This is a genomic window from Mesorhizobium sp. C277A, from assembly GCF_040324395.1.
Lineage (GTDB): Bacteria > Pseudomonadota > Alphaproteobacteria > Rhizobiales > Rhizobiaceae > Mesorhizobium.
Window position 1 is genome coordinate 3,104,421 of sequence record NZ_JAMYVW010000002.1, and the last position, 23,126, is coordinate 3,127,546.

Sequence of the window (23,126 nt, forward strand, 5' to 3'; positions counted from 1 at the left end):
GAAATGTCCAAACGGACAAATGCCCGAAACCAATTTCACCGGGGTGGGTTGAAGATGGACATGCGGGACTTGTTTTCACAGTCTGACGACAAAGAAGCGGATGTTTGAAGGATTCAAGCTAGAGACCGTGGATCTGCCCGAGTCCTCACTGAGAGTCAGGTATGGAGGTTCAGGCCCGCCGCTTCTTTTGCTGCATGGCCATCCTCGGACGCACGTTACCTGGCACCGGGTAGCCCCACTTCTCGCCGCCGACCACACAGTTGTCTGCCCCGATCTGAGGGGCTTTGGCCAGTCCTCGGTACCGGCGGACGCCGTGGACCATGCTGGATCCTCCAAGCGTGCCAAAGCCAGGGACTGCATCGCTCTCATGCGACATCTCGGCTTTGGCCGGTTTGCGATCGCAGGCCATGACCGCGGCAGCTACACAGCGTTCCGAGCAGCGATGGATCACCCGTCAGCGATCAGCCATCTGATCGTTATGGATAGCGTCCCTATCCTGGAAGCCCTCGAACGCTGCGACGCCCGCTTTGCGAAGCTCTGGTGGCACTGGTTCTTTTTTGCACAGCCGGACAAGCCCGAACGCGCAATCATGGCCGATCCTGACGCGTGGTATGGCGGCTCAGCCGAGTCCATGGGGGCTGAGGCCTATGTCGACTACAAGGACGCAATCCACGATCCGAATGTTGCACGAAATGCTTGAAGACTATCGGGCAGGTCTGGCCATCGACCAATTGCTCGATGCCGACGACAGGAAAGCTGGTCGCCGGGTCGCGTGCCCGACCTTGGCGCTCTGGTCCGCCCGCGATGACCTTGAGGCACTCTACGGCAACGTGCTCGATGTTTGGCGACCCTGGACCACCGAACTGAAGGGCCAACCGATCGAAAGCGGACATCATATGGCCGAAGAAGCAGCCGAGGCGGTAGCCGCAGCTGTCATGGCGTTCTTGCGCGAACCGACGTCGTCATGCGGCGAGCTTTGCTGAACCAATCCGTTTGATGGCACTGCTGATCGACCGTTCGCCATCGTCGTAGTCAGCCCAGGCGATGGTCTTTTTGAGGTGGCCCGGAACCGTGCGAACGGTGTATTTTTTCGGATCGAGATCCGCCTTCACCTGACTCCAGGTCAGCGGCATGGATACAGTCGCGCCTTCCCTCGCGCGAGGGGAGAGAGGGGCGACGGCTGTCGCCATGCGATCATTCCTGAGATAGTCGAGAAAAATCCGGGATGTCCGCAGCTTCTTGGCCATGTTGACGAGGTAGAGATCGGGGCTGTCTGCCGCCATCTGCATGCAGACGGCCTTTGCGAAGGCCTTGGCCTCGACCCATGTCGTCTTGCTGCGTTGGGCCGTCAATGGCGTCACGACATGCAAGCCTTTGCCGCCCGTGGTTTTGCAGAAGCTCACCAAGCCCAGATCTTCGAGACGATCGCGCATTTCCTTGGCTGCCGCGACCACCTTCGCAAAAGGGACTTCCGGACCGGGGTCAAGGTCGAAGACAAGTCGGCCGGGTATTTCGGGATGACCCGGCTGGCAATTCCAGGGGTGAAGCTCAAGGCCGCCTATCTGGGCGATCGCGGCCAGACCCTCGACGCGGTCGATTTGCAGATACGGTTTGTGATCGCCGAAGACTTTTACCAGTTCCAGCAGATTGGATGTGCCTGGCATTGCGTGGCGCTGGAAAAACTGCTCGCCGGCGTAGCCATCCGGCGCGCGCACGAGTGAACAGGGACGACCTTTAATATGTCTGATCATCCAGGGGCCAACGGTCTCGAAATATTCTGCCAGATCGAGCTTGTCGACGGGCTGACCGTCGCCGGCATTCGGCCAAAGCGGCTTGTCCGGCTTGGAAATGATGACGCCCGTGACAACCGGGCTTTTTCCTGTCTTGCCAGTCACCTTGGCAGGGTCGGCAATCGGCGTCTCTTGAGGATCAGCTGGACGCTCGGCCTCGACGTCTTTTGCGGGCTTGTCTTCACGCAGGCCTTTGAAGGCGGCCTGCCGGATATTGCCACCCCCGGTCCAGCCGGCGAACTCGATTTCCGCGACCAATTCCGGCTTCGTCCAGAAGACGGTTGAATTCCTTTTCGGTGCGCCATCGCCGGTAAACGGCGACGTCGCGGCTTTCATCTCCTGCAGCCTCGGCATCAGCTGCTTGACCTTTGCCTCGCTGAATCCGGTCCCCACACGGCCGATATAGGCGAAATGTTCACCGCGATTGACGCCGACGAGCAATGACCGGAATTTGCCGTTGGTCGTCGACCAGCCGCCGATGACCACCTCATGCCCGGCGCGGCATTTCGATTTGGCCCAGGTGTCGGTCCTCCCCGAAACATAGGTTGCATCGGCCCTCTTGGAGACAATCCCCTCAAGCGAAAGGCGACAGGCAGAACGCAGCACCGCGTCGCCGCCATTGCTGAAGTGCTCGACATAGCGGATGAGATTTTGCGCGCCGCGATCGACTTCGCCGAGCATCTCGCCCAGACGTTCCTTCCGTTGTGAGAGAGGCATCTTTCGCAGATCGACGCCATTTGCGAAGAGCAGGTCAAAGGCAAAGTAGATCAGGTCCTTCGTCCGGCGCTCCGACAGCGCTGCCTGCAGTGCGGCAAAATCGGGCGCCCCGTTCTCGCCAAGCGCTACGATCTCGCCGTCGATGATGACATTGGGAAGGCTGGCGGCCTCCTTTGCGATGGCGCCAAATTTCTCCGTCCAGTCAAGACCCTTGCGGGTCTTAAGGGCGATGTCCTTGTCTTCCACGCGCAACTGGACGCGATAACCGTCAAACTTGATTTCGTGAACCCAGTTCGTCCCGGCCGGCGGCCGGGAGAGCGTCGCGCAAAGCTGTGGTGGGATGAAGTCGGGCATCTTCGCCGCTGAGGCAGGACCGGCTCGCTTCGGCCGCGGAGCAGGCTTTGCCGACCTGGCGGCGCGCTCGTCGGCCGCATGGCCGCGCTTGCTGTCCCAAACGGCATCCGCATCGGCCAACGATGAACCTTTCATCATGAACGGCTTCGGACCTGCCCCCTTCCCCGCTGCAATCCTCTCCATGCTCCGACCCGAGGCGACGGATCGATCCTGAGCCAGCACCGCATCGCCATTGCCCTCTGTCGCGTATTTGTCGCGGTGTTTTATCAGCAGCCAGTTGGTCCGCTTCCCGCCATTGCGGTCATGCTTCATGCGCACGAGGACGAAGCTTCCATGCAGGCGCTTGCCCTGCAGCGTGAATTTCAGGTCGCCTTTTTCCAACGCCTTTTCGGGAGACATGGCGCCTTCCGGTTCCCAATATCCGCGATCCCACAACTGCACCGTGCCGCCACCATATTGTCCTTGGGGAATCGTGCCTTCGAAGTCGCCGTACTCCAGCGGGTGATCCTCAACCTCCACGGCAAGTCGTTTGTCGTGAGGATCCAGTGATGGACCTTTGGTCACAGCCCATGATTTGAAGACCCCGCCAAGCTCGAGGCGAAGATCATAGTGCAGCCGCGTGGCCGCGTGTTTTTGGATGACGAACCGGAGTCGGTTCGAACCCGCAATCGAGCTTTCGCCGCTGGGCTCTTTCGTCTTCGCGAAATCCCTTTTGGCCCGGTAGGTGGAAAGCTCGCCCGTTTTCATGGAAGTGCCCCGACTAATGACGCAACGCCGAACTCAACGCAGTGGGTGAGATTTGGTTCGGTTCATAGCCGAGACGGCGCCGATGCTGCTTTTCCGCTTCAGAGTGGCATCGCCGTCAAATGTAGGCATTCACGGAGATTACACGTGATGTCGTCACCGCTGACGTTAAGGTTCCTTGGTTTGCCCAACCATTTTTGCAAGCTCTGGAAATGGTGGGATGTCCAGTTCGCCTTGCGCGTTGTTTGCGATCTGCAGAAGCCGGATCGGGAAGCAGATCGCGTCACGGTTGGCCGGTGACATATCTTCGTAGGTCCGCTCGTCACTTGTCATGGACGCCTCTGCCTTTCGCAGGGCGGTATCGATCTCGTCAATTGACAGCAGACCTTTGTGAACGAGCAGATTGTTGATTGACGCGACCGCCATCATCAACCCTTCAAGCTGAAGATTGGCAACGTTCATGGCTTGACCGTGTTTCCGCCGCCCGGCCTCGCCGGGGCGTTCTGGCCATCGGATTGGTGCGTCTTGTCATCCACCTCATTGACTGGCCGCGTCAGACCGACCCCACTCTTGGGTTTCTTGTTGCCGGCCGCATCCTGAGAGAACGCATCCGAAGGATCAGGACCTGTTCTAGCCGGGTACTTCGTTGCGCCGGTCTCGCGATGGTTTTCATTATCAGGCATTTTTTGATCACTCCAATCGGATGACCGATAACCATTACGAGCCCGGCGAGTTCCGGCGCCGCATGGAACATTTCTGGCCGTTGGTGCAGAGACAAGCGGGCGTGTCTCGGCAATCGCGCCTCGCGCACTGGCGGCAGGTCTCGCTTTCGTTGCCGACAGCACTAGGTTGCTCGTTGAGGTAAAAGGAATTCCCCATGCGGGTGGCACGCGAAGCCTGGGTTCTTGGCAAGGAGAGCATCCTCGGATTCATCAACGACAATGCCCTCAGCCACGGTGCGGCGATGGCGTTCTATGCCGTTACGTCCCTGGCCCCGATCTTGTTGATCGTTGTTGCGATTGCTGGACTTGTCTTTGGGCATGAAGCAGCTCAACTCGCTCTGTCGGCCGAAATCGCAGGCGTGATGGGATCGCAAACCGGCGACCTTCTGCGCAGCACCATCGAAAGCGCTTCTCACAGAACCGCCGGCACTCTTGCCACCTTGGTGGGCATCGTCACCCTCTTCGTGACAGCCTCCGGGGTGTTTGGCGAAATGCAGCTTTCGCTCAACACAATCTGGAAGATTGACCCACCACCCATGTCTGTGTCGCGATTGGTGCGGGCGCGGGCGGCCAGCCTGGGTCTGGTTGCAGCGTTGGGATTTCTACTGCTTGTGTCGTTGGCGGCGAGTGCCGCCATTTCCGCGCTTGGCGCTGTCATCAACGCCCATCTGCCGTTCGGCACGATCATTCTCGCGTCGATAAACGGCATTGTATCATTCGTGCTGATTTCCGCTCTGTTTGCCGCGATCTTCAAGATCCTGCCGGACCGGTCGCTCGCTTGGCGCGATGTCGCAATTGGCGCGGCAGTGACCGCTTTGCTCTTCACCATCGGCAAGTCGCTGATTGGCTGGTATATCGGAACCAGCGCGATCGCATCCTCCTATGGCGCGGCGGGTGCACTGCTGGTCGTGCTGCTTTGGGTTTACTATTCGTCTGAGATATTCCTGCTCGGCGCCGAGTTCACGCGGGCCTATTCCGTCCGTCTCGGCAGTCGGTCCGACCTTCAACCGATAGTGGAGGCAGAGAGCCCGTCGCGACAGACATCGAACCCTGGGCCAACCATCCAGCGCGAGGTGCAGGCCTGGATTGTGATCACGGGTTTGCTGACCTTCGTGGCGACACGGGTCTGGCCATCGCGGCGATCTTAGCTGCTTCCCACCAATTCTGTTTCTTTGGAACGCAACCCGGACACCGGAATTGCATAGGAACAGGAGGTTGCCCATGCCAAAATTCCGCTTTGAGACGACAGTATCCGGCCAGACTACCGCTCTCGAGGAAGAGCTAGCGAGTGCGGAGATGGCCAGTCCGAGAGCAATAGAGATGGCGCGCGTAGCGGTGGCGGCGGATCCTGGGTCAGGAACCAAGCAATCGGGATCGACTATCAAGGTCTACGATGAAGCCGGATACCTGGTCGCCACAGTCAATTTTTCCGACGTGTTGCCGAGTGATCCGGACGCCGGACAGCATGGGATTGGCGACGCGGTTGTCGAAGAACCGGGTGTGATGCGGTCTGGCTGACCCGTGGTAGATCAGGGTTTCACGTTTCGCTCACGCGATCCCCGGCAGGGCAATTCGCTGAGATCGCGAGGTCCTCGGCCATCATCAGATGCTAGAGCTGAGATTCGATCGGGAGGTGACGGACGAAGACCGCCAGGATACGGCGAAAAAATCCGGCTTCTGGTTCATGCGTATAGTCCTGAATCTTGCCTTCGCCGCATCCGTGCCAATGCAGAACATTGTGCTTCAGTTCGAGCCGATAGCTTGTTTCCGGAGATATTTCCGATTGGAATCGATGCCGCAGCTCGGCGACCAATTTCGGATCCTCAAACAGCACGCCCATTTCCGAGTTCAAGGACACTGACCGTGGATCGAAATTGAAGGAACCAACAAAGCCGATATTGTCGTCGACGGTGAAAGCTTTCGTATGCAGACTGGCGCCCTTCGAGCCAAACACCGAGATTGCCGAGCGCCGGTTGAGCGGCTGAAGCTCGAAAATTTTGACGCCATTCCTCAGCAGCCGCTTGCGATAGTTTGCGTAAGCGCCATGGACTGCGGCCACGTCGGTAGCGGCCAGGGAGTTGGTCAGAACCGAAACGTCAACACCGGCGCCGACAAGGTCCAGCAAGATCGCTGTGCCCCTTTTGCCGGGGATGAAATAGGGCGACACAATTTCCAGACACCCGCGGGTGGATTGGATGATCGGACGCAGCTCTTTCATAAGCCAGCTGCGACGTCTCCAACCACGAACCTTCTCCGGCGGATCGGAAATGACCCGCACGCCATCCACCCAATGAACGTCGTTGCTGGCCGCAATAAACTCCGTGATCGAGCCCCGGTTGCCGATGCCGTTCAGGAATTTGGGATCGGGGCCGGTATCGCTTCCTTCAAGCCATTTGGCATGCTCATGCTCAGCCACTGATCCCAAGGTTTTGATTGGCTTGGCTTCATTGCAAGCCCAGAAGGCATCGAATATCGCCGCGGTTTGCCAAACCGCAGGCCCCAGGAGCAGCAGATCGAGATCCCGGAAATTGGTTTCTGCCGCATCGAAATAGGCATCGCCAACATTCCGACCGCCGACAATGGCAAATTTGTCGTCAACGATCCAAGCCTTGTTGTGCATCCGTCGCGTCAATGCAAAGAGCCGCAACAGCACTTCCACACCACGCATGATCCGGCCGCGCCTGATACCGCTCGGATTGAACAACTTCAGTTCGATGTTTGGATGGTGGTTCAGCGCCAGATATGCCGCATCATTTTTGCGCGGATTGACGTCGTCAAGGAGCATGCGCACCCGAACACCGCGCTCAGCAGCTCGAAAAACCTCGCGAAGCAGCAAGCGGCCGGTGTGGTCATCATGCCAAAGGTAATACATCAGGTCGAGGCTGCGCTCAGCGCTCCTTGCCGCCAGCACGCGCACGGCGAAAGCGTCATAATTGTCCGAGACAAGCAGCAAGCCGCTCTTGCCGGCCTTGATGTTGTCGTCTGCGGTTCGCGAAAGTGATACGTCCATAAAAATTGCCACCTTTGGACGGCGCTCGCTGCCATCCCGCTCAAATCATAGCTAGAACCATTCTGAGGTATTCTGGTTGCATACGCAGCGTCCAATCACCCAATTGCTGGATGCAAGCAGGGCCAGCAATCAAGCGGCTGCAGAGCGGTCAGGAGGCTTGAGAGGCGTTGCCCCGACTGCTCTGCTGCCGCCGCGGAACTTGCTTCTCCTGTAGTCCCAGCCCCTCAGACCGTGAACTGTTGGCGGGAGCCCGATGGCGTGCACCCCGCCGCGGCTCTTCGACGAGAATGACGTGGTCGTTGTTCTCACTGAAGCGCAGGACCCTTTAAATTTAGATATCTCCATTATGCCGGAACCGGGTTCGGGTTTCCGAGTTAAGAAAATGCTCGCGACGGGCAATTTTCAACAGAGGAGACGGCACAATGCCCACTGCCAAGAAAGCCAATGGCAACAACAAGGACCTGGAGGACCTTTTCCTCGATGGCCTCAAAGACATCTACTATGCCGAGAAGAAAATTCTGAAAGCCTTGCCGAAGATGGCCAAAGGCGCATCCGAAGAGCAAGTTTCGGCAGCATTCGAGAAGCACCTCGCTGAAACCGAGGGGCAGGTCGAACGTCTGGAGGAGGTCTTCGAGATTCTCGGCGCGGCCGCGCGCGGCAAAACCTGCCCGGCGATCGACGGCATCCTGGAGGAAGGATCTGAAATCCTTCAGGAGTACAAGGGTTCGACTTCGCTCGATGCAGGGCTCGTCGGTGCCGCGCAAGCCGTGGAGCACTACGAGATCGCCAGGTATGGAACCCTGATTGCCTGGGCTACGACGCTCGGCAAGGATGACGTGGTTGCGCTCCTCAATGCGACACTTGAAGAGGAGAAGGCCACCGACGAGGCGTTGACTGCCCTCGGTGAAGCCGGCGTCAACGAACGAGCGGCAGAACGGAAAGCGGCTTGATTGATCGCCTACCCAACCGCCTCGGCGACCCATGTGCCGAGGCGGTCCCGGGAGATGAAGGACATGATCACGCATATCTACAAAGGACTGGAATGTTTCCTGCTTGAGTGTTCGGCCGCGCTGGTCAGGCGCCGCGCGCTTGGCGGTTCGCGCAGCGATCCTCGGCAGCTGCGAGAACAGCGCAGAGATGAGTTCAGGGCCCGCAAAGTCGCCGAATGAGCGCCAAGATGGAGAGTCGGATGGGCTTCTTTGGAAAATATTTCTCAGGACTGTTGAGCAAGAAATCGACTGACGGCAAGGGGAGCGGCGATATGCGGAAAGCTACCGGCGCGGGTCCGGCAATTGCCGCGCATTCCAAAGATGCAAAGACATCCGCTGCTTCCGGTCAAAGCACCAATGCTTCGAGCAAAAATGCAGATGGACGATGACAAAAGGCAAGATTTGGCTACCGACTCTATGTCGCATCGAAGCGGCGCAAAGACGTTAAATCGTCGAGATGACCCGCATCGCAACCTTCAACGTCAATGGCGTCAACGGCCGACTGCCAGTGCTTCTCAAGTGGCTTGGCGAAACCGGCTATGACATCGTCTGCCTTCAAGAACTGAAGACCTCTGACGAAAAATTTCCCGTCGACGCGATTAGAAACGCCGGCTATGGCGCAATCTGGCACGGACAGAAGTCCTACAATGGCGTGGCAATCCTCGCTCGCGGGATTGAGCCGCTGGAACGTCGTCGAGGTCTGCCGGGCGATCCCGACGATTCGCACAGCCGCTACATCGAGGCAGATGTGAATGGGCTTGTTGTCGGCTGCCTGTATTTGCCCAATGGCAATCCAGCGCCGGGGCCGAAGTTCGACTACAAACTTCGCTGGTTCCGACGCTTGATCACCTATGGCCAGGTGCTGCTCGGCGACAGCTCACCGACAATCCTGTGCGGCGACTATAACGTCGTTCCAGGCCCGATCGACGCGGCGGTGCCGGGGCGCTGGGTTGGCGATGCCGTTTACTACCCCGAGAGCCGGAGCGCATACGCCGAAATGCTTGCTCAGGGCTGGTTCGATGCGGTTCGTCGCATTCATCCAGAAAAAGGAATTTACACCTATTGGAACTTCTCCTACCGCGGCGGGTACGATCGGAGTTCCGGGCTCCGGATGGACCATCTCTTGCTGAGTTCATCCCTATTGGATCGCCTGAAGAATGCCGGAGTAGATGCCGAAACGCGTGCATGGGACAAGCCGAGCGATCATGCGCCAGCCTGGATAGAACTTGATTGAGCTTCCTCGGCAAGGAGCCTGAAGAACCTGGTGGCGCTCCTTCGTGATTACATTTGGCCGCGCATGTCTATCGTCAACAATGAGGACTGCCGGCGCCAAGCGATTCAAAGGACGCAATGATGACAAACACTCAAAAGGAAGCTGAACTGATTGCGCGCCTTGCACGCCAGCAAGGCGTCACTGATGGCGCTGTCATGGCTGTCCTTGAGGCGTTGCGGCGTGGTGGTGGAACCATGGCCCAGTTCAGCCACGTCGACTTCGGAGGAATGTCACAATGGTCCTCCGGCATGACGATGGTCGGCGACATGTTTGATGACAGCCTCAAGGCGAAGCTCAACACTATCGCGGCGGAGCTCTCGGCCTACCTGCGCGATCATCCCGCCAAGCCACAACGCGACGACACGAGCTATCGTTCTGCAGCTATGGCCCACGCCGGCTCATGGTGGCCTGAGGAGTTTGGGAGCCCGTCTGCCGCTGGTTCTCAAAACAATATGCGCTACGCAGCGTTTCCTGAGCGAAGCCGGCTGGTCATCGACGATCATGGAAAGATGGAGATTTATGACACAGGCGACCATCGCATATCCGGTGTTTCGCAGAGCCAGAGCACGGACTCCACCCTGACCTTTGTCAGCCAGCACGGCGTGGTCCGCGTATCTGATCTTAAGCGCGTATCTGCGACGTAGGGCAGGCCGCTTCCATGCAGACAGTCACGCTCATCGGCTATCTCGCGACCGTCTGCTCGATGAGCAGTTTCACGCCGCAAGCCTGGAAAATCATCAGGACACGAGAGACAAGCGGCATCTCCGCACCGACGTATGCCATCACTGTGTTGGGGTTCGCCTTGTGGCTGGCCTTCGGCATCATGAAGGCAGAGTGGCCGATCATAATCACGAATGGCGTTTGTCTCCTGCTGTCAGCGTTCATTCTCACAATGACAGTCCTGCCGCAGGCTGAGAAAGATGCAGTTGCCAAGGCTTTCGACCCCGACGACTAAATTAACGCTTCCAACTTTTCAGAAGCGGACCTTGGCTACCATATGCAGGATCCTTGCGCGGACGCCCCACCTTGGGGATGGTTGCGAGCGCATCGCTATGCTGATCCTTGCTCCTACATTCGTCATAAGTCCCAAATGGAGGATACGCGCCGACAACCAAAAAATCATCGGATGCCGAGAGGCATTGGTGCCCGGTGCCTGCCGGGAGGACCGCGACGTCGCCAGCCTTCAGCGACAGCGTTCGTCCTTTCTTGCCGCCAAACCGGACTTCAGCATTTCCGCGGGCAATGCCCAGAACCTCGTGTATTTGCGAATGATAGTGAACGTAATCATAGATGCCGTTTCGCCAGCTATCGCCCCATCCGTTTGCATCGAAAAGCACCTCCATGACGGCTGCTGGATCAAGTCCTTCGGGCAATTCGACGGCGCCGCGATAAACGACGAGCGGCCATGCTGGATGATTGGGTACAAGTCCATCATCCTTGAACCAGAACTCATTCGACTTTCGCTGCCTCACAAATCCGGCGACAGCTTCCTTGCGCGGTCTTGCGAAACCGGTGACGTTCTCGATCACTTTCTTGCTGGTTTCCAAAATGCTCATCGACGCTGCCTCTGCGGAAAATATCGAACACGTTTTAGTCAACATGCACCAGAAGCGCTCCGTTCCGCAGGGTCAAACAAACCTTGCATGGATACGCGGCCGGAAAGCAGAGGTTAGCCGCTCGCTCAGAGCTCGACCTTTGCGTTGTCGCCCACATTCGGCTTGGCGCCGGTAACGGCCGCAAACACCATCGTTGCGGTAGCCATCATTAGCCCCGGGCTGTCCCACAATTCGCCTTCGTCGGGTTTGACCGTTATCAGACGAATCTCGGGATCATCGGCATTATCCCACCAGGCTGAGTCAGTTTTCTCCCAGAGCTCGGCGATCTGTTCCCTATCATTTGTCACTGTGGCCGGGCCTGACATGGTGACGTATTTGTAGTGGCTGTTGTCACTCCAGGCCAATGTGACCTTTGGATAGGTCGACAGCTGCTTGCTCTTGGCGCTGTCGTCATTGACGAGGAAGTATATGGCGTTTTCTTCACGGACCACACGCGCAGATAGCGGACGGGCTCGATTGTACTCGCCGTCCCAGGTCACAAACATGCAGACGTCGATGTCCTCGGCGAGTTCCCAGATGCGGTCTGTTGCCTCGGCGGGCGTGAGGTCCGTCTGCTGCTCTCGGCGGTTAGCCATAAGCGTCCTCCTGCGGGTGAATATCCTCGCTTACAACTCACGTCCCGCCACGACGTTCCAACTCACTGGGTCCTTCGGCTTGCTAAAGCGGTGGAACTTTCGAAATTGCCGGAAGTTTGGATGGCAAACGCGATGGCGGACAAGACGCTTCGAACATCAAAACGGACACCCGAGCAGGACGCAAAGGGTCAGTCGGAAAAGGACCACAAGGGCGGCGGAAACGACGGCGTCGCCAGCGCCGATCCGCGGGTGATCTCTGGCAAAAAAGACGGCGACGCGACATTCCCTGTCAAGGCACCGAAGAAATAGCTATGAGCTCATTGCGATCGCGGCAATCGTCGATCCGCATCGGCCATGTCGTTTCTCCTGCTGCGTCGGATGACACTTTACTTGCCGTCCCCGACGCGGATCACCTTCACCCTCAGGAGTTTCATGGCCGCATGACGCGCATCCGCCTCAAGGCGCTAATGGCAGCCTGAAGGCGCTAATGGCAGCCTGGAATCACGCGACCTTTGAAAAGAGAGCGACGTCGCATCTGGCCAAACCGTAGCGCCATCGGTGATCGGTTGTGGCAACCCGGCTCTGGTAGAACAGCGAAAGCTGACTTCCTTCGATCATCACTGTCGAGTGGCCGTTCTCGCCCGGTTGACCTGGCTCCAGCACCGGGCCGATCGAAACGTAAGGTCCGCTGACCTCGTCGGCTATGGCAAAAAACACCCGTTGCCGGTTTCCCCGAAGGCCGTCCGGAAGAAAGCACGTGGCATTGAGAAGCACCCGGCCGTCCGGCAATTCGATCAGTTGCGCGCCCTCAATGCCCCATTCGTAGTCGGGATCATCTCTGGTGTTATGGTGGGGAACATCGTTGTGGTCGAGGATTTTGCCGATCCGCTTCCACGGACCGAACCACGAGTCGGACTGGCTACGCGCCAGATAGATGTCGGGCTGAGGCACCCTGGTGAATTTTGGCATAGCCGAATAAACGAGGTAGCGCCCACCGCCAATGACCGCCGGATGCGGATCGTAAATTCCGTCCTCTTCCGTGTCCGGGATGGCCAGAATGGCCGGACTGAGGACTACCCAATGGAACCCGTCGTTGGAAACCGCATGCTCGCAACGGCCACCCGACTTCATGAATTCCGTCTGGATGAACATGTGGAAGACGCCGCACTCGTGGGTCACACCGGGAGCCGCAACACCAGTGCCGTTGATTGGAAGTTCGATCGGCTCATGCTCGGCCCACGGTCCATACAGATCGGGCGCCGTGGCATGCAAGATTCTCCACGTCTCAGTGGTGACCGTGCCGCTTGACCCGAAGACGTGCCAGACACGGCCATCGAAGACAGGACACGGGTCCTTGAGATCATCCACGCTTTGCGGATGAAACAGTGGAAAAACGTTGGTTTCAAAGTTGATGTTCATGTCAGCCCCGGAATTCGCCTCGGCAGTCGGAGACGCGCAGAGATACAGGCGAATCATTGATGTTAGGCACATTCTATAGCCAACGAGTTCAACGCAAATACGGCAATGCCGCTGTCCACCAGCATTCCTCGTTGAACCACGGTTTCAGTGGCGGCCGGGTTCCGACAGCCGCCCTCGCCTCCGCAACCAGATCCCGCTTCGTGCGTGGAACAAGCGGGCGACCGGGCCTTCTTCATTTCAGTTGGAACAACTCACCTGATCGAAAGTTAGGAGCTGGAACTAAGTAGTTCTCTCCATTCGCGATTAACAAATGTTAATCGTAACATAAATAGTGTCACAGAGGGAGTATGTCAATGGATGCGGCCTTTGGCGGGGTAACCGGCAGTCAATATGTTCGTCGCGAAAATATACTGGTCTGCTTCTCCCACTTACGATGGAATTTTGTTCACCAGCGTCCGCAGCATCTCCTCACTCTCGCATCCGCTCAGCAGCGAGTGGTCTACTTTGAAGAACCCCTTTTCGAAGAATTGCCGCAGCCGCTGATGCGGACGAGCGTGGCATCGGAAAACATTCTAATTGTCACACCAGTGCTGCCGCTCGGCACGTCGGCCGCGAAAGCAGATGCCGTCCAGCGGAGATTTGTGCAGCAGACCATCGCTTCTATGCCGCATAGCCGGCTGATCGCCTGGTACTACACCCCAATGGCTCTTCGCTTCACGGAATTCCTCGACCCAGACATATGCGTCTATGACTGCATGGACGAACTCTCTGCGTTCAAGAATGCGCCCCCCGAGCTGGGCCAGATGGAAAAGGCGCTTCTGCGCCGCGCGGATCTGGTTTTCACCGGTGGTCTAAGCTTGTTCGAGACCAAGCGTCACCTCCATCCCGCCATCTTTCCATTTCCGAGCAGCATCGATGTGAGGCACTTTCACACCGCAAGACGGCCAGGAAGGGACCCAGCCGACCAGGCCGGCATTCCTTCCCCGAGGGTTGGATATTTCGGCGTCATCGACGAGCGGCTGGACGTCAATCTCGTGGCGCTAGCGGCAAAGACAATGCCGGACGTGCATTTCGTCATGCTCGGTCCGGTCGTCAAGATCGACCCTGCAAGCCTGCCGCAAGCCGAAAACCTGCATTGGCTTGGCCCGAAAGCCTACTGCGATCTGCCCGACTATTTGCGCCATTGGGACGCCGGATGGATGCCGTTTGCCCTCAACGAGGCGACGCGTTTCATCAGCCCGACCAAGACGCCGGAATTCCTCGCCGCGGGTCTGCCGGTGATCTCGACGGCAATCGTCGACGTGGTGCGCAGTTACGGTGCTGCCGGGCTGGTGGAAATCGCCGACTGTGACGATCTGGAAATCAAGTTGCGCTCCGTTCTTTCGCGACCGCGTCAGATGCTCCTGCAGCAAGTCGATGCCTACCTTGCGGACATGTCCTGGGAACGGACATGGAATGCCATGGCAGCTCACATTGAGCGCGCCTACCAACGCAAGAAGGTCGTGCCCCTTCGCAGGAGTGCATAGCCATGTTCGATTGGCTGATCGTCGGCGCGGGTTTCGCCGGCAGTGTGCTTGCCGAAAGGATAGCGTCGCAGCGTCAAGAAAGCGTTTTGCTGATCGACCGCCGCAGCCATGTGGGAGGCAACGCCTACGACTGCTACAATGAAGCCGGCATCCTCATCCATCGCTACGGCCCGCACATCTTCCACACCAACAGCCAAACGATCGTGGACCACCTTTCGCAGTTCACGCAATGGCGGCCGTACGAGCACAGGGTGTTGGCGGCCGTGGACGGGCAACTGGTTCCCATCCCGATCAATCTCGACACCATCAACCGGCTTTACGGGCTAGACCTGACCTCGGCACAGCTGGAGGATTTCTTCGCGTCGCGACGCGAAACGGTGGAGGATGTCCGAACGGCTGAGGACGTCGTCGTCAGCACCGTGGGGCGCGAGCTCTATGAAAAATTCTTCCGCGGCTACACAAGAAAGCAATGGGGCGTCGATCCCAGTCAGCTGAGCAAATCCGTGACGGCACGAGTGCCGACCAGGACCAACCGTGACGACCGCTATTTCAGCGACAGCTTCCAGAAAATGCCGGCCGGCGGGTACACGCGGATGTTCGAGCGCATGCTCGACCATCCGAATATCAAGATCATGCTGCAGACCGATTTCCGTGAAATTCGTGAGAAGATACCGTTCAGGCGCATGGTTTATACCGGCCCGATCGATGAATATTTCGGCTGGCAGCTCGGGCACCTTCCGTACCGTTCGCTTCGTTTCGAGCACGTTACACTGGATTGCGAGCAATTTCAGCCGGTTGCCGTGGTCAATTATCCCCAGACGGAAGATTACACGCGCATTACCGAGTACAAACATCTGACCGGCCAGCAGAGTTCGCGGACCAGCCTGACCTACGAATACCCCACGGACATCGGGGACCCGTACTATCCCGTGCCCCGGCCCGAAAACGAAGTGCTCTACAAGCGCTATGAAGCGCTCGCGGCAAGCTGCCCAGACGTCTGGTTTGTCGGTCGGCTTGCAACTTACCGCTATTACAACATGGACCAGGTAGTCGGACAGGCTCTGGCCACTTTCGCGCGCATCCAAAAAAGCCTCCCGGCCTGGGCGCGCACGGAGGAGCCGTTGTTGGCAGAGCCGAGAAGATAGTTTCTTCCAAGACGGAAGATCGGGCGGGTATCAGAAGGAGAAACTCGATGGATACAAACTTCAACTCGGAAAGCCGTGAGATATTTATCGTCGGCTTGCGCAACGCGCACGCCATGGAAAATCAAGCGCTGGCGATCATGAACCCTCAGGTCGAGCGTATAGAGAACTATCCTGAGGTGGCCGATCGCTTGCGCCGGCACATTCAGGAAACCGAAGGCCAGATCACGAGACTCGAGTCCGTCCTGGAGGGCCTTGGTGAGGAGCACTCCACCCTCAAGGACACTGCCTTGTCGATGGTTGGCAGCGTGGCCGCCATGGGACATTCGATGGCCGGCGACGAGATCATCAAGAACAGCCTGGCGAATTTCGCATTCGAGAACTACGAGATTGCTGCCTACAATTCGCTGCTGGTACTGGCCGACGCCGGGGGCTTCCAGGATGCTGAAAGGGCCCTCAAGCAGAACCTGAACGAAGAGGAAGCCATGGCCAACTGGCTCAAGGAAAATCTGAGCGACGTTACCATGCGATATGCCAGGCTGCGCGAGGCTGGGGCGACTGCAAAAAGCTGATGCACCGCGCCGGCGCGGGCGGCGTTTCGAAACAGACGCTCGCCCGCCCCTCCCTCGTTTTAGGCCTCTTCAAGGTGTCGTGTCCGCCACGAGAAGACCTTGCTGACGGGCCAGTTCATCTGCTGTGGGTTTGCGCAGGTGTCGCCTGCCGTCAGCCTGGATGACGGAAAACAAACCGACCTCGGCATGTCGCGAATTGTCCCAGCCCGGGTAGGCCGTTATCGGGTACAGGCAAATACCCTCGATCGGCGCTCCGAGACTGATTGCGGAACGCACCTCGTCGCAGACATAATGGAGCCAAGCCGGCCCGCCGGATCCCTCGGAGCCGGTCTCCGCAATGAACATCGGCTTGCCGTATCGATGAGCAACTTCTAGCAACATTTCCGACAGGGCGCGGTACTCGTGGTGTCCCATCGGAATCGTCGGCCCGTTTACGTACCATTGATTGTGCGGGTAAAAATTCAAGCCCACGACATCGACAACATCTTCGCTCCCGCCCAACTCAGGTTCGACGCGGCCCAGCAACATGTCGTAAGCTTCGAACTGCCCCTGTCGGGCGTTTTCGGCCCGGCGCCGTTCGCTGCGGGTTCGGTCGCGAGGGGCGATATGGATAAGCGGCTCGGCCCAGACAAATCTGCAGGCGGGGTCGATCTCCCGCATTGCACGAACACCCGCGATGGCGGCCTTCACGAGGTGCCGCTTGAACCATCCACGTTTGTTCGGCCCCACGCGCGGGAAATAGCCGACCTCGACAGCCCATGCGAAAAAGGAGATTTCGTTGATGGGACACAACAGAGGCGATGTTCCGGTGATCGAACGGTGTACCTTGACGGCTTCTGCCGCGAACGAGGCATAGGCGTCGATGAAATGCAGCGACCCCTGATCGACATGGTCCGGAGATCCGTAGTGGAAGATGTCCCAGATTACCTGAACACCTGCCGATCGGGCTGCCTCGACCATTGGCGCCCAACTTGACCAGTCATAGGCTCCGGGAGCGGTTTCGATCAAATGCCAACGCAGGCCGTCGCGGATGGTGCGAAGGCCGAGTTCGGCGCAGCCGCGGTAGTCGCCCAGGGCATGCAAATTATGCGAGGTCGCACGAATAAGATCGAGGCGAACGCCGTCCTTGCGCCGGTGCGAGGAGCATTCAAAGCCTGCCATGAAAAAACTGGCGAAGCGCGAAGCTTCCGGAACCGAGGCCTCCGTCTGGCGTCCCACTTCGCTCATTTTTCGAAGTCTCCTTTGGGCAATCGGCTTCGAACTCGGCCGCCTTGTCCGGACCGGGAACCGCGTTGGCGAAATACCGAATTCAGTCGGGCGCGCCCCATGTTCGTTGCTCAGTCCAGCTCGTCCTTGCGTGGCCGGGTAGTGCCGAACCCATTGGTAGAGCCTTTGTTCCGGTGGTGAACTGTCCGGGCGCCGCGTGCAAATGAGGAACAAGGAGGCCCGTCCCAAGTTCGGGGCGATGTACAGCCGCCGTCATCCACTCGAGCGGCTGCTCGGCAACAACAGAGGCATGGGATCACATGACCGTTCAGATTCGACTTTCCGAGATCGACCACGCCAGGCGCGAGGATCGTGGCGACGGCGCTTGGAGCATCGCACCGGACCTGGGTTACTTGCGGCTAGCAATCGTCAATGTCGTGTTCTTCGGCGCACCGGGCAGCGGAGATCGGAACTGGGTGCTGATCGATACCGGGTTGCCGACGTCTCGCAGCAGCATTCTAGCGGCCGCGGAAAAGCGGTTCGGCGTCAACGCACGGCCGGCTGCAATCATCCTGACCCATGGCCATTTCGACCATGTGGGAACGGTTCTAGAACTCGCAAATGGCTGGGACGTGCCTGTCTTCGCCCATCCACTCGAGCACCCCTATTTGGACGGCACCACATCCTATCCGCCACCGGATCCCTGGGTTGGGGGTGGACTGATGGCGCTGCTTTCACCGCTTTTTCCACGCGGGCCAATCGATCTTGGCAGCCGTTTGCAACCCTTGCCCGCCGATGGATCGATCCCCGGAATGCCCGGATGGCAATGGCTGCACACACCCGGACATGCCCCTGGGCATATCTCGCTCTGGCGCGAGCAAGACCGCTCGCTCATCGTAGGAGACGCTTTCATCACCACCGGTCAGGAGTCGGTCTATGAAGTCGCCATTCAGGATCTCGAGATGCACGGTCCGCCGCGCTATTTCACGCCAGACTGGGATGCAGCGGAAAGGTCCGTGAAGCATCTGGCTGCCTTGGGCCCCCAGATGGTCATCAGTGGGCACGGCGCGGCTGCTGCGGGAGTGGGCATGCGTCAGGCTCTCGACAACCTGGCTGAGCGGTTCAGGGTATTCGCCGTCCCGCCGAAATTGAAATTCGTGCGCGAGCCAGCGTCGCCGATAGCTAGGCCAATCGAGCCGCCATCGTTCTGAAATTATGGTCGGATTGGCCAACGCGGGACCATCGGACAGAGTAACTCGGTCCAGCGGAACAAACCCGGCCGGCGACAGTTGGGGCACTCGCTCAGGGGGCGACACCCTGCGAAGTGCCGCGAGGTTCCGCGCCATGGGGAGGCTCAGATGGAAACCCGATGAACGCATGCTTCTAACGCGCGTTCCCGCAAAGAGAGATTGCAGAACCGGTGTTGTTGCCATCCAGCCCTAAGTTGACACGCCAACTGCTCTGGATCCTCGGAGGCGCATTCTTGCCCGGTTGCGCGGGGGGAGTGCTCGATCCCCAAGGACCAATTGGCGTCGGCAATCGCACGATCCTTTTGAACTCGCTGGCGGTGATGCTGGTGATCGTTGTTCCCACGCTTGTTGCACTTCTGGCATTCGCCTGGAAGTTCCGCGCCTCGAACAGCAACGCCCGCTATAACCCGGAGTTCACCTATTCGGGACGCGTGGAGTTGATCGTCTGGTCGATCCCGACGCTCACCATCCTGTTCATTGGCGGGCTGATCTACTACGGATCGTATCAGCTCGATCCACGCAAACCGATCCCTTCTAGCCAGCCGCCGCTCGACATTCAGGTGGTGGCGCTCGACTGGAAATGGCTGTTCCTCTATCCCGAGCAGGGCGTGGGCGCTGTCAATCAACTGGTTATCCCCGCCGGTGTTCCAGTGCGTTTCAAGTTGACCTCGGCCAGCGTGATGAACACGTTCTTCGTGCCCCAGCTTGGCAGCATGGTCTACGTCATGAACGGCATGCAGACCGAATTGCATCTGCAGGCCGACCGCGAGGGCAGCTTTTTCGGCCAGTCGGCGCACTTTAGCGGCGACGGCTTCTCGGATATGAATTTCAGTATGAGCGCGGTTTCAGCCGATGCCTTCACCCGCTGGGCGTCATCGCTGCGTGGCGGGGGCGGCGTGCTGAATGCCAACGCCTATCGCGAACTCGCCCGGCAAAGCACAAATGTGGCGCCGGCTTCCTTCGGTCATGTCCAGCCTGGGCTGTTCGAAGCGGTCGTTCAGCAGACGCTCGCACCGGGTCCGGGGCCTGCTGAGAGCGCAGCGAGCGGCGAGCCACAGGTGAGCCCAAGGGCATTACCCGCGGCGGCGGCAACGATGACCCATCATCCACAAGGCGCAGAATGACGATGCTGGGCAAGCTCGACTGGTCGGCCGTTCCTTTCGATCAACCCATCCCCCTCGGCGCAGCCCTTGGCGTCTTTCTGGCAGCAGCCGCCGTGCTTGGCTGGATAACGGTGAAGGGCTACTGGCCATATCTGTGGAGCGAGTGGATAAGCTCGGTCGACCACAAGCGCATCGGCGTGATGTACATTGTGCTGGCGATGCTCATGCTTCTTCGTGGTTTTATCGATGCTATCATGATGCGCACACAACAGGTGCTGGCGATTCACGGGCCGGGCTACCTCCCGCCGGAGCATTACGACCAGATCTTTTCCGCGCACGGCACGATCATGATCTTCTTCGCCGCGATGCCGTTCATGATCGGCCTGATGAATTTCGTCGTGCCGCTGCAGCTTGGCGTACGCGATGTCGCTTTTCCGACGCTCAATTCCGTCAGCTTCTGGCTGACGGCTTCCGGAGCCCTGCTGGTCAACATCTCGCTTGTGGTCGGCGAGTTCGCGCGCACCGGCTGGCTGCCCTATGCCCCTTTGTCGGAAACCGCCTACTCGCCGGGCGTCGGTGTCGATTATTATCTGTGGGCGATCCAGATCTCCGGCGTCGGCACGCTGCTCACCGGTGTCAACCTGGTGACGACCATCCTCAAGATGCGAGCGCCGGGAATGGGCTATCTGCGAATGCCGATGTTCTGTTGGACCTCGCTCGCGTCCAACCTGCTCATTGTCGCAGCCTTCCCGATCCTTACCGCCACGCTCGCAATGCTGACGCTGGACCGGTATCTCGGCTTCCACTTCTTCACCAACGAAGCTGGTGGAAATCAGATGATGTTCGTCAACCTGATCTGGGCGTGGGGCCATCCCGAAGTATACATCCTGGTGCTTCCCGCCTTCGGAATCTTTTCCGAGATTTTCTCGACTTTTTCATCGAAGCCGCTGTTCGGATACCGTTCGATGGTCGCGGCCACGATGTTCATCTGCATCGTCTCGTTCATGGTCTGGCTGCATCACTTCTTCACCATGGGTGCCGGAGCGGACGTTAATGCCGCCTTCGGCATCGCCACGTCGGTCATTGCCGTGGGAACCGGTGTGAAAATCTACAACTGGCTCTTCACCATGTATGGCGGGCGCGTTCGTTTCGACACGCCGATGCTTTGGGCACTGGCTTTCGTGACCACCTTCACCGTCGGCGGCATGACTGGCGTCCTGCTTGCCGTCCCGCCGGCCGACTTCGTGCTACACAATTCCCTTTTCCTCGTCGCGCATTTCCATAACGTCATCATCTCGGGCGTGTTGTTTGGAGCATTCGCCGGCTTCACCTACTGGTTCCCCAAGGCGTTCGGTTTCCGTTTGCACGAAGGCTGGGGAAAAGCGGCATTTTGGGTCACCTTGGCCGGCTACATGCTGGTCTTCGTACCGCTCTATATCGTCGGTCTGCTCGGCATGACGCGGCGCCTGCAACATATCGATATGGACCTTTGGGCACCGTGGCTGGTGGTGGCCGCTTTCGGCGTGGTGGTGATGATCGCCGGCGCGGCGCTGCAGATCACACAGCTTTTCGTTTCGATCCGGCATCGCGACAAGTTTCGCGACGAAACCGGCGACCCGTGGGACGGGCGTTCGCTGGAGTGGTCGACATCTTCCCCTCCTCCTGTCTTCAATTATGCACGGCTGCCTCACGTGGAAGACGAAGAGCCCTACTGGAGCATCAAGCAACGAGGGATCGAACAGAGCTCGGACGAGGAAAAGGCATATGAGCCGATCGAGATGCCTCGCAACAGCCCGACTGGCTTCGTCACCGCCTTCTTCAGCACACTGATCGGCTTCGCGCTGATCTGGCATATATGGTGGCTGGCGATCGTCGGCTTCATCGGCGCCTACGCAACCTTCGTCGTATTCGCCTGGCGCGATCATGGAGACTACGAGATCCCTGTCGACGAGGTCGCCCGCATCGACCATGACCACAAGGCAGCCCAGTTTGCCCGGTTGCGCGGGTGGGAGCGCCCGGCATGAGCGATCACGCATTCTCCGGCGACATCAGCGCCGGCACCCAGGCACGGGACCCGTATCGGCTTAATCACACCGGTCGGCATGCGGTGCGCTCTGCGACGGGCCACGGAGAAGGCGGCCCGGCCTCAAAGTTCGTCACGGTGACCTACGGCTTCTGGATCTTTCTCCTGTCCGACATCATCATGTTCTCGGCATTTTTCGCCGCCTACGCCGTGCTCGCCAAGGCAACCGCCGGCGGACCGACAGGCAAGGATCTGTTCGAACCGACACGGGTTGCGGTCCAGACGGGCCTTCTGCTCACTTCGAGCTTCACCGGCGGCGTGGCAACACTCGCCACCCGTCGCAGATCAATGGCTGCCACGCAGTTCTGGCTTCTCGTCACGGGGTTGCTCGGGGCAGCGTTCCTGTTCCTGGAACTGCAGGAGTTCGCGGCAATGATCGGCGAGCAGGCAGGCCCCTCGCGCAGCGCATTTCTTTCTGCCTTCTTTGCGCTCGTTGGCTGCCACGGTGCCCATGTCGGTCTCGGCCTGCTCTGGCTGGGAACGATGATGGCGCAGCTGTGGGTCAAGGGCTTTCGGCCCGACATTTTGCGGCGGCTCCACTGCTTCGGGCTCTTCTGGCACGCCCTCGACATCATCTGGGTTGCCATCTTCACCCTGGTCTATCTGCTGGGAGCATCGTCATGACCGAGATCGAGAGCAAGACCGGCGAGTTGCAGGACCGCCGCGATTCAGCGCCGGGCGAGGAACACATAAGCGAGCACGAAACGGCTGGGGGCCTCTCGGGCTATGTGCTCGGCTTCGGCCTGGCCATCCTGCTCACGATCGCGACATTCCTGGCGGCGCGAACCGATCTGATTTACCAGCCCGCGGTCATCTCGGCCCTGGTGGTGCTCGCTGTTGCGCAGATGGGCGTGCATCTTGTCTTCTTTCTGCACCTGACCACCGGGCCGGACAACACCAACAACATCCTGGCCCTGGCCTTCGGCGTGCTGATTGTCGCGCTGGTGGTTCTGGGCTCTATCTGGATCATGGCCCATCTGAATGAAAACATGGCTGCCATGACACCCCATCAAGCCGGAACGATGCCTTGAACGC

The 23,126-nt window shown here is 58.9% G+C and carries 24 protein-coding genes and 1 pseudogene; 17 read left to right on the top strand and 8 right to left on the bottom strand.

Annotated elements, in window-relative coordinates; all coding sequences use genetic code 11:
- The first annotated feature begins 100 nt into the window (after nt 1–100).
- Nucleotides 101–983 (top strand): annotated as a pseudogene (locus NKK52_RS15395) (alpha/beta fold hydrolase).
- Here the strand turns inward: NKK52_RS15395 and ligD are convergent.
- The 3 genes from ligD to NKK52_RS15410 form a co-directional block, all read right to left on the bottom strand.
- Nucleotides 963–3,608 (bottom strand): DNA ligase D, encoded by a 2,646-nt coding sequence (ligD, locus tag NKK52_RS15400; RefSeq protein ID WP_023681154.1) that lies wholly within the window; start codon nt 3,606–3,608, stop codon nt 963–965. The pseudogene NKK52_RS15395 and the gene ligD overlap by 21 nt on opposite strands.
- A gap of 165 nt (nt 3,609–3,773) precedes the next feature.
- Entirely contained in the window at nt 3,774–4,067 is a 294-nt protein-coding gene (locus NKK52_RS15405) for a hypothetical protein (protein ID WP_023681153.1), read from the bottom strand.
- Entirely contained in the window at nt 4,064–4,288 is a 225-nt protein-coding gene (locus NKK52_RS15410) for a hypothetical protein (protein WP_156933724.1), read from the bottom strand. The genes NKK52_RS15405 and NKK52_RS15410 overlap by 4 nt, the downstream gene beginning before the upstream one ends.
- A 194-nt stretch (nt 4,289–4,482) precedes the next feature.
- On the opposite strand from NKK52_RS15410, the gene NKK52_RS15415 reads away from it, so the two are divergent.
- Complete coding sequence (locus NKK52_RS15415) at nt 4,483–5,475, top strand: YihY/virulence factor BrkB family protein (protein ID WP_023681152.1); 993 nt, start codon at nt 4,483–4,485, stop codon at nt 5,473–5,475.
- A 73-nt stretch (nt 5,476–5,548) separates the two neighbouring features.
- A complete protein-coding gene (locus NKK52_RS15420; protein ID WP_023668045.1) occupies nt 5,549–5,845 on the top strand; it encodes a hypothetical protein in 297 nt (98 codons plus the stop codon).
- 91 nt (nt 5,846–5,936) lie between these two features.
- Here NKK52_RS15420 and NKK52_RS15425 read toward each other — a convergent pair whose 3' ends face one another.
- Entirely contained in the window at nt 5,937–7,337 is a 1,401-nt protein-coding gene (locus tag NKK52_RS15425; protein ID WP_023681151.1) for a phospholipase D family protein, read from the bottom strand.
- A 422-nt stretch (nt 7,338–7,759) separates the two neighbouring features.
- Here NKK52_RS15425 and NKK52_RS15430 point away from each other — a divergent pair, with 422 nt between their 5' ends.
- From NKK52_RS15430 to NKK52_RS15450, 5 genes are all read left to right on the top strand, one after another.
- A complete protein-coding gene (locus NKK52_RS15430; protein ID WP_023681150.1) occupies nt 7,760–8,287 on the top strand; it encodes a YciE/YciF ferroxidase family protein in 528 nt (175 codons plus the stop codon).
- A 215-nt stretch (nt 8,288–8,502) separates the two neighbouring features.
- Nucleotides 8,503–8,715, top strand: coding sequence for a hypothetical protein (locus NKK52_RS15435; protein ID WP_245259911.1), 213 nt, complete (start codon nt 8,503–8,505; stop codon nt 8,713–8,715).
- 68 nt (nt 8,716–8,783) lie between these two features.
- Nucleotides 8,784–9,560: an exodeoxyribonuclease III gene (xth, locus tag NKK52_RS15440; protein WP_023681148.1), complete on the top strand. Its 777-nt coding sequence runs from the start codon at nt 8,784–8,786 to the stop codon at nt 9,558–9,560.
- Between the two features lie 119 nt (nt 9,561–9,679).
- The gene (locus NKK52_RS15445) at nt 9,680–10,243 is read left to right on the top strand and encodes a hypothetical protein (protein ID WP_033000226.1); all 564 of its coding nucleotides are present in this window, start codon (nt 9,680–9,682) and stop codon (nt 10,241–10,243) included.
- Between the two features lie 14 nt (nt 10,244–10,257).
- Nucleotides 10,258–10,554: a SemiSWEET family sugar transporter gene (locus NKK52_RS15450; RefSeq protein ID WP_023681146.1), complete on the top strand. Its 297-nt coding sequence runs from the start codon at nt 10,258–10,260 to the stop codon at nt 10,552–10,554.
- 1 nt (nt 10,555) lies between these two features.
- Here the strand turns inward: NKK52_RS15450 and NKK52_RS15455 are convergent, their stop codons facing one another.
- Together NKK52_RS15455 and NKK52_RS15460 are read right to left on the bottom strand one after the other, a co-directional pair.
- Nucleotides 10,556–11,155, bottom strand: coding sequence for a cupin (locus NKK52_RS15455; protein ID WP_023681145.1), 600 nt, complete (start codon nt 11,153–11,155; stop codon nt 10,556–10,558).
- A gap of 125 nt (nt 11,156–11,280) precedes the next feature.
- On the bottom strand, nt 11,281–11,790 hold the full coding sequence (locus tag NKK52_RS15460; protein ID WP_023681144.1) for a pyridoxamine 5'-phosphate oxidase family protein: 510 nt from the start codon (nt 11,788–11,790) through the stop codon (nt 11,281–11,283).
- Nucleotides 11,791–11,910: 120 nt separating this feature from the next.
- Here NKK52_RS15460 and NKK52_RS15465 point away from each other — a divergent pair, with 120 nt between their 5' ends.
- Nucleotides 11,911–12,099, top strand: coding sequence for a hypothetical protein (locus tag NKK52_RS15465; protein ID WP_023681143.1), 189 nt, complete (start codon nt 11,911–11,913; stop codon nt 12,097–12,099).
- 192 nt (nt 12,100–12,291) lie between these two features.
- Here NKK52_RS15465 and NKK52_RS15470 read toward each other — a convergent pair whose 3' ends face one another.
- Nucleotides 12,292–13,209 carry a glycoside hydrolase family protein gene (locus tag NKK52_RS15470; protein ID WP_023681142.1) on the bottom strand — a complete coding sequence of 306 codons (918 nt, stop codon included), beginning with the start codon at nt 13,207–13,209 and terminating at the stop codon, nt 12,292–12,294.
- 353 nt (nt 13,210–13,562) lie between these two features.
- On the opposite strand from NKK52_RS15470, the gene NKK52_RS15475 reads away from it, so the two are divergent.
- Genes NKK52_RS15475 through NKK52_RS15485 form a run of 3 tightly spaced genes read left to right on the top strand, consistent with a single transcriptional unit; the run spans nt 13,563 to nt 16,449 of the window.
- Complete coding sequence (locus NKK52_RS15475) at nt 13,563–14,735, top strand: glycosyltransferase family protein (RefSeq protein ID WP_023681141.1); 1,173 nt, start codon at nt 13,563–13,565, stop codon at nt 14,733–14,735.
- 2 nt (nt 14,736–14,737) lie between these two features.
- Nucleotides 14,738–15,880, top strand: coding sequence for a UDP-galactopyranose mutase (gene glf, locus NKK52_RS15480; RefSeq protein ID WP_023681140.1), 1,143 nt, complete (start codon nt 14,738–14,740; stop codon nt 15,878–15,880).
- Nucleotides 15,881–15,927: 47 nt separating this feature from the next.
- Complete coding sequence (locus tag NKK52_RS15485; RefSeq protein WP_023681139.1) at nt 15,928–16,449, top strand: ferritin-like domain-containing protein; 522 nt, start codon at nt 15,928–15,930, stop codon at nt 16,447–16,449.
- A 69-nt stretch (nt 16,450–16,518) separates the two neighbouring features.
- On the opposite strand, the gene NKK52_RS15490 is transcribed toward NKK52_RS15485, so the two are convergent.
- A complete protein-coding gene (locus tag NKK52_RS15490) occupies nt 16,519–17,676 on the bottom strand; it encodes a hypothetical protein (protein ID WP_023681138.1) in 1,158 nt (385 codons plus the stop codon).
- A 299-nt stretch (nt 17,677–17,975) separates the two neighbouring features.
- Here NKK52_RS15490 and NKK52_RS15495 point away from each other — a divergent pair, with 299 nt between their 5' ends.
- The 5 genes from NKK52_RS15495 (at nt 17,976) to cyoD (ending at nt 23,122) form a co-directional block, all read left to right on the top strand.
- On the top strand, nt 17,976–18,866 hold the full coding sequence (locus NKK52_RS15495; RefSeq protein WP_023681137.1) for an MBL fold metallo-hydrolase: 891 nt from the start codon (nt 17,976–17,978) through the stop codon (nt 18,864–18,866).
- A gap of 197 nt (nt 18,867–19,063) precedes the next feature.
- The gene (cyoA, locus tag NKK52_RS15500) at nt 19,064–20,029 is read left to right on the top strand and encodes a ubiquinol oxidase subunit II (RefSeq protein ID WP_023681136.1); all 966 of its coding nucleotides are present in this window, start codon (nt 19,064–19,066) and stop codon (nt 20,027–20,029) included.
- A gap of 2 nt (nt 20,030–20,031) precedes the next feature.
- Nucleotides 20,032–22,032 carry a cytochrome o ubiquinol oxidase subunit I gene (cyoB, locus tag NKK52_RS15505; RefSeq protein WP_023681135.1) on the top strand — a complete coding sequence of 667 codons (2,001 nt, stop codon included), beginning with the start codon at nt 20,032–20,034 and terminating at the stop codon, nt 22,030–22,032.
- On the top strand, nt 22,029–22,715 hold the full coding sequence (locus tag NKK52_RS15510) for a cytochrome (ubi)quinol oxidase subunit III (protein ID WP_023681134.1): 687 nt from the start codon (nt 22,029–22,031) through the stop codon (nt 22,713–22,715). Before cyoB ends, NKK52_RS15510 begins: the two co-directional genes overlap by 4 nt.
- The gene (cyoD, locus tag NKK52_RS15515; protein WP_023681133.1) at nt 22,712–23,122 is read left to right on the top strand and encodes a cytochrome o ubiquinol oxidase subunit IV; all 411 of its coding nucleotides are present in this window, start codon (nt 22,712–22,714) and stop codon (nt 23,120–23,122) included. The genes NKK52_RS15510 and cyoD overlap by 4 nt, the downstream gene beginning before the upstream one ends.
- Nucleotides 23,123–23,126: the final 4 nt, after the last annotated feature.

Excerpts from the sequence above, each read along its gene's own strand:
- NKK52_RS15410 (WP_156933724.1), bottom strand. The coding sequence starts at position 4,288 with ATGCCTGATAATGAAAACCATCGCGAGACCGGCGCAACGAAGTACCCG.
- xth (WP_023681148.1), top strand. The coding sequence starts at position 8,784 with ATGACCCGCATCGCAACCTTCAACGTCAATGGCGTCAACGGCCGACTG.
- NKK52_RS15405 (WP_023681153.1), bottom strand. The coding sequence starts at position 4,067 with ATGAACGTTGCCAATCTTCAGCTTGAAGGGTTGATGATGGCGGTCGCG.
- NKK52_RS15435 (WP_245259911.1), top strand. The coding sequence starts at position 8,503 with ATGAGCGCCAAGATGGAGAGTCGGATGGGCTTCTTTGGAAAATATTTC.
- NKK52_RS15455 (WP_023681145.1), bottom strand. The coding sequence starts at position 11,155 with ATGAGCATTTTGGAAACCAGCAAGAAAGTGATCGAGAACGTCACCGGT.
- ligD (WP_023681154.1), bottom strand. The coding sequence starts at position 3,608 with ATGAAAACGGGCGAGCTTTCCACCTACCGGGCCAAAAGGGATTTCGCG.
- NKK52_RS15430 (WP_023681150.1), top strand. The coding sequence starts at position 7,760 with ATGCCCACTGCCAAGAAAGCCAATGGCAACAACAAGGACCTGGAGGAC.
- NKK52_RS15490 (WP_023681138.1), bottom strand. The coding sequence starts at position 17,676 with ATGAGCGAAGTGGGACGCCAGACGGAGGCCTCGGTTCCGGAAGCTTCG.
- NKK52_RS15475 (WP_023681141.1), top strand. The coding sequence starts at position 13,563 with ATGGATGCGGCCTTTGGCGGGGTAACCGGCAGTCAATATGTTCGTCGC.
- NKK52_RS15425 (WP_023681151.1), bottom strand. The coding sequence starts at position 7,337 with ATGGACGTATCACTTTCGCGAACCGCAGACGACAACATCAAGGCCGGC.
- NKK52_RS15510 (WP_023681134.1), top strand. The coding sequence starts at position 22,029 with ATGAGCGATCACGCATTCTCCGGCGACATCAGCGCCGGCACCCAGGCA.
- cyoB (WP_023681135.1), top strand. The coding sequence starts at position 20,032 with ATGCTGGGCAAGCTCGACTGGTCGGCCGTTCCTTTCGATCAACCCATC.
- NKK52_RS15460 (WP_023681144.1), bottom strand. The coding sequence starts at position 11,790 with ATGGCTAACCGCCGAGAGCAGCAGACGGACCTCACGCCCGCCGAGGCA.
- NKK52_RS15450 (WP_023681146.1), top strand. The coding sequence starts at position 10,258 with ATGCAGACAGTCACGCTCATCGGCTATCTCGCGACCGTCTGCTCGATG.
- NKK52_RS15470 (WP_023681142.1), bottom strand. The coding sequence starts at position 13,209 with ATGAACATCAACTTTGAAACCAACGTTTTTCCACTGTTTCATCCGCAA.
- NKK52_RS15485 (WP_023681139.1), top strand. The coding sequence starts at position 15,928 with ATGGATACAAACTTCAACTCGGAAAGCCGTGAGATATTTATCGTCGGC.
- NKK52_RS15495 (WP_023681137.1), top strand. The coding sequence starts at position 17,976 with ATGACCGTTCAGATTCGACTTTCCGAGATCGACCACGCCAGGCGCGAG.
- NKK52_RS15420 (WP_023668045.1), top strand. The coding sequence starts at position 5,549 with ATGCCAAAATTCCGCTTTGAGACGACAGTATCCGGCCAGACTACCGCT.
- NKK52_RS15465 (WP_023681143.1), top strand. The coding sequence starts at position 11,911 with ATGGCAAACGCGATGGCGGACAAGACGCTTCGAACATCAAAACGGACA.
- glf (WP_023681140.1), top strand. The coding sequence starts at position 14,738 with ATGTTCGATTGGCTGATCGTCGGCGCGGGTTTCGCCGGCAGTGTGCTT.
- NKK52_RS15445 (WP_033000226.1), top strand. The coding sequence starts at position 9,680 with ATGACAAACACTCAAAAGGAAGCTGAACTGATTGCGCGCCTTGCACGC.
- cyoD (WP_023681133.1), top strand. The coding sequence starts at position 22,712 with ATGACCGAGATCGAGAGCAAGACCGGCGAGTTGCAGGACCGCCGCGAT.
- NKK52_RS15415 (WP_023681152.1), top strand. The coding sequence starts at position 4,483 with ATGCGGGTGGCACGCGAAGCCTGGGTTCTTGGCAAGGAGAGCATCCTC.